The following is a 2,261-nucleotide window of genomic DNA, read 5'->3' on the forward strand; positions in this document are numbered from 1 at the left end:
TATCGGTATCGGTATCGGTATCGGTATCGGTATCGGTATCGGTATCGGTATCGGTATCGGTATCGGTATCGGTATCGCTGCTCACTATATGAGTTTCCTCAATCCAGTATTTCTCAAAAGTGATATTGCCAGTCTCGTTGCGAACATCTCTTAGCTCGATATCTATTATCTTTTTGTCTTGGTAAATGCTCTCTACTCTCTTCACTACAATGCCTTTGAAAATTAAGCATTTTGAGGATTCATCATTGGCAAAATTTTCCTCTGTACTTAGTAGAGCAGGAGGCGTAAGTTCTAGGTGTAAGGTATTGCCAATCTTGCGCTTGCCTGTATTGGAAGTAACGTAATGCCGCTTGAGTAAATTGAAATTCTCGCACTTCTTTAAAAAATCACTAGTTTGACTTTTTTCTAATCGTAGAAACTTTGATAGGTCTTTGATACAAAAGGTAAGTATTTTATTGGGATCATTGTTAGATATTAATTTTATGTATCTATGTATAGAGTTATCAGAAAATCCAAAATTTGACATATGAGTATCCAAAATCAAAATATATGAATCGATGATTAGCATCTGTAGACTCCTTGAATGGTTTTTAAGATAAGTATTATAACTTAGATCAAAGGGGAATAAGAGATCCGATATTTCGGATACCTTTTTATTGACAGATGTTCGAAAAGCAGTGTATAATGAGGGTAATATTAATTGTGTATCTATCTTTGTTAACACTTTGTTGTTAACTTTTGATAAAAAAAAGGGCGGTGGTGAACTATCTCCTGTTCGGAACATAATTAATATCTACAAGTTTGTATTTAGAAAAATCGGCCGCCAAGCATTCATTTTCTAAATAGTTAAAAAAGTTTATAAAAAAGCCACTGTTAATTCGGTGGTTTTTTTATTGCCGACTAACTAGCACCATTGCAAGTTAGTCCCCTCATAATTAAAAGAATAAGTCTTTTATTAACATAACTGTTATAGGGCCAAAAATAGCCATTCCTATAAAGCTGATCCATTTCAAATTAGTATTAATGCTGTTGAAACCAGAATCAAGCTTAGATTCTAGCTTATCAATTTTAGACTCAAGTCTACTTTCTATACCATCAATTTTAGACTCAAGCTTAACTAGATCTGACTTTAATTCTGCTCTAAGTTGAGATAAATCGGACTTAGTAGCTAATCTACGTTCTAAATCTTCAATTTCATTTCTAAGTACAAACCTAGCAACGCAAACTTCTGCTTGCTTTTTTAGAGCCCCTGAAGCTATCAATTCTTCTATGATTGCATGCGTATCTATTCTTGTCATATTCTCTTAACCTTTCAATTTAACAACTTCAGTAAAATCAGACCAATCTTCTACTTTAAAAGCCCTAATATCCTTTACAGACTCTTTAAACCATAGAATGCTAGAAAGCTTGTTTATTACTTTGTACACTGATGTTAGGTTATTTTGCTCACTTTTTGCGATATATAAACTACCTTGCGCCCAGTCAAAACCTAACTCTCCCATAACAACCCTAATCTCATCATATGCTTTATTATAAGGCTCACCGTAATGCTCCTTTAACTTTGCAACTTCCATGTCGAATGATACTGCGTACATATTTCTACTTATTTATTTTTTTATGTTCTTGGTTCTTTACTAGTTCTAAATTAGCTTCGTTATTGAGTTCTTTTTGTCTAGACTGCGCCCAACGGGAAAATTCATCAGGATACTTTAACATTTCTATAGCATCGTATACTGCGTCTTTAAAACCTTTATAATCAAGTATTTTCTGAACATAGATCTTAGTACCACCCGCACCTTTTAAAGTTACAGTTTGACCAATAAGATCACATCCCTCTATTTTTTCAAGTAAAAATTCTGAGGTAGACACTTTGTCTTTTATAACAATCCTACGATTTGTTACAGCAAACTCATCATGTGCCTCATTAAAAAAAGTGTAAAATACAGAAATGCAAAGTATTATTCCAATAAACCAAGCTGTATCAGGTGAAATAAAAAATAAGAAAGCAACCAATATAACGAAAAGCACAAGAGTTTTTTTGCTATATTTAAAATTTTCTGGTTTCTCAAAAAATACTATCACTTCGCCTGGTCTAAGATTATCTTCGATGTAACTCATATCTAGTTAATTTTTGTATTTAATTTGCACTTATTTTTTTAGACATTACTATACCCTCTAAGCCTTACGTATGCTAGCTTCTTAAGGGATTTCGATAAGCAAATCGTAGCGGTATATTTCTCGTCTGTCAAGAGGAATAAATA

Annotated in this window: 4 protein-coding genes; all 4 read right to left on the reverse strand. The window is 33.0% G+C overall.

Annotated features, from left to right (window positions below; translation table 11 throughout):
• Positions 1-526: hypothetical protein (locus Megvenef_RS09010; protein WP_322777594.1), on the reverse strand; the 526-nt coding region annotated here is incomplete at its 3' end.
• A 409-nt stretch (positions 527-935) separates the two neighbouring features.
• Positions 936-1,298 carry a CCDC90 family protein gene (locus Megvenef_RS09015; RefSeq protein ID WP_322777595.1) on the reverse strand — a complete coding sequence of 121 codons (363 nt, stop codon included), beginning with the start codon at positions 1,296-1,298 and terminating at the stop codon, positions 936-938.
• A gap of 6 nt (positions 1,299-1,304) precedes the next feature.
• The gene (locus Megvenef_RS09020; protein WP_322777596.1) at positions 1,305-1,595 is read right to left on the reverse strand and encodes a virulence protein; all 291 of its coding nucleotides are present in this window, start codon (positions 1,593-1,595) and stop codon (positions 1,305-1,307) included.
• Between the two features lie 4 nt (positions 1,596-1,599).
• On the reverse strand, positions 1,600-2,118 hold the full coding sequence (locus Megvenef_RS09025; protein WP_322777597.1) for a hypothetical protein: 519 nt from the start codon (positions 2,116-2,118) through the stop codon (positions 1,600-1,602).
• Positions 2,119-2,261 lie beyond the last annotated feature (143 nt).

This window comes from Candidatus Megaera venefica (assembly GCF_034554655.1).
GTDB lineage: Bacteria > Pseudomonadota > Alphaproteobacteria > Rickettsiales > Rickettsiaceae > Megaera_A > Megaera_A venefica.

Bases quoted from the DNA above. Each gene is read 5' to 3' on its own strand.
- Megvenef_RS09015 (WP_322777595.1), bottom strand. From the start codon at position 1,298: ATGACAAGAATAGATACGCATGCAATCATAGAAGAATTGATAGCTTCA.
- Megvenef_RS09020 (WP_322777596.1), bottom strand. From the start codon at position 1,595: ATGTACGCAGTATCATTCGACATGGAAGTTGCAAAGTTAAAGGAGCAT.
- Megvenef_RS09025 (WP_322777597.1), bottom strand. From the start codon at position 2,118: ATGAGTTACATCGAAGATAATCTTAGACCAGGCGAAGTGATAGTATTT.